Annotated in this window: 3 protein-coding genes; 2 read left to right on the top strand and 1 reads right to left on the bottom strand. The window is 58.3% G+C overall.

Annotation, left to right across the window (positions count from 1 at the left end; all coding sequences use genetic code 11):
• The first annotated feature begins 60 nt into the window (after positions 1-60).
• The gene (locus AD948_RS00215; RefSeq protein WP_039903987.1) at positions 61-657 is read left to right on the top strand and encodes an IMPACT family protein; all 597 of its coding nucleotides are present in this window, start codon (positions 61-63) and stop codon (positions 655-657) included.
• A gap of 79 nt (positions 658-736) precedes the next feature.
• Here the strand turns inward: AD948_RS00215 and AD948_RS00210 are convergent, their stop codons facing one another.
• Positions 737-1,138, bottom strand: coding sequence for a hypothetical protein (locus tag AD948_RS00210; protein ID WP_058987106.1), 402 nt, complete (start codon positions 1,136-1,138; stop codon positions 737-739).
• A 23-nt stretch (positions 1,139-1,161) separates the two neighbouring features.
• Between AD948_RS00210 and AD948_RS17950 the strand changes: the two genes are divergently transcribed.
• Positions 1,162-1,356, top strand: a complete 195-nt coding sequence (locus tag AD948_RS17950; RefSeq protein ID WP_156478862.1) for a hypothetical protein — start codon at positions 1,162-1,164, stop codon at positions 1,354-1,356.
• Positions 1,357-1,577 lie beyond the last annotated feature (221 nt).

Genomic DNA, 1,577 nt, shown 5'->3' with positions numbered 1-1,577 from the left:
GTGGGGGGACGCCACGCTGCCCCTTGTCGCCTTTCAGGGCGCGCCATTATCATGCGCGGCATGACCGAAACGCTGACTGGCCCGTTCACACTTGAGAAAGACATCCGCAAAAGCCGTTTTCTGGCGCGGGCCACACCGGCACGCAGCGCTGAGGAAGCTGACGCCTTCATCAGCCAGATTGCAGCCGCCGAACCTGACGCCACACACCATTGCTGGGCCTGGCAGATTGGCCCCCTTTGCCGCTGTCATGATGCAGGCGAACCCTCCGGCACGGCGGGACGACCGATTTTGCAGGTTATTACCGCCCAGAAGCTGGATTTTGTGGCAGTTGTGGTCAGCCGTTGGTTTGGCGGCATCAAACTGGGCGCAGGCGGCCTGATCCGCGCCTATGCTGGCACGGCGGCGGAATGCCTGCGCGAGGCCCCCAAGGAAGCCATTATCGAGCGTGTGACGCTGACATTCCACATTCCGTTTTCACTGCTGGCCATTATTCAGGCCCGCTTGCAGGAATGGGGGCTGGAGACCGCGACACCCGAATACGACGCGACAGGAGCGCAGTTTGTGCTCACCCTTCCCGCCGCACAGCAGGAAGACCTGACACATCGCCTGCAAGACCTGACAAGCGGTCAGACGAACGTTTCTGTTGTGGAAGCGTGAGAAGCGCCGCAATCACGGCAGAAAGTGCTCTTGGCCCCACAGCCTCACAATGCTGCAGGGCAAGCCGTGAAAGGGAAGATCAGCGCGGCGTTACCCAGCCGTTCCCCGTGGAGTCGCCAAGCTGGCCAGACCCATAGGGGCCGCTGCTTTCATAAGCAGAACCATAACGGGAAAGATCTGACCCCGTGATGGAGTCACGATGCACCTTGGCCAGATGGTCTGGATCATCCCCATGGTTGAACTCCATGGACGGCGCATCCTGATACCCCGGGGGCAGATTACGATGCCCATGCACGGTTCTTTTTTCAGCAGAACTTCCGCTCTGGGATGAACCGGAAGAGGCAGACCCTTCCCCGAAGGAAATATTGTTATCCGGCGTCAAAGATGGGTCACCAGGCGCGGCAGATGCGCCGGAAGCCAGACACACACCAAGGCTGAGACCCGCCAGCAGCAGGAAAGATGATTTACGCAGCTGCGCCATTGCGCGTCACCCCGTGGAAAAAAGTGATCCTAACCTGTGCCCTCAACTTTGTGGCGCAGGCGGCATGGCGTTACTATCGCACCAACTCACGAAAAAATCCAATCAGCGTTACTTTGCCTTCGGCGTTACGCGTGAACGCTCCTATAGTGCTGATCTTGTTGGGGTTTCAGGATGAGTTACCACTCTCCTGCCCCACGGGCAAACGCCATGCCATGTGAACAGCCCGCTCATTCTCTTTACGCATTCCCGGCCCACTCGTTGCGTGGGCGGCTAGATTAACGGAACAAAATTTGCGTATTGGCCGCGTTTTGGACATAAAGGCAGCCCCTTGCTGCCATTTACGGCTGTAGGGACTGTTATCTTTATACCGAACGCCACATCTTCAAGACAGATAGAACTGACAGGATCAAGTCCATGAGTGCCTCGCTCGCCCAGCCCC

This window comes from Acetobacter senegalensis (assembly GCF_001580995.1).
Lineage (GTDB): Bacteria > Pseudomonadota > Alphaproteobacteria > Acetobacterales > Acetobacteraceae > Acetobacter > Acetobacter senegalensis.
This window is presented reverse-complemented; position numbering and strand designations above follow the sequence as displayed.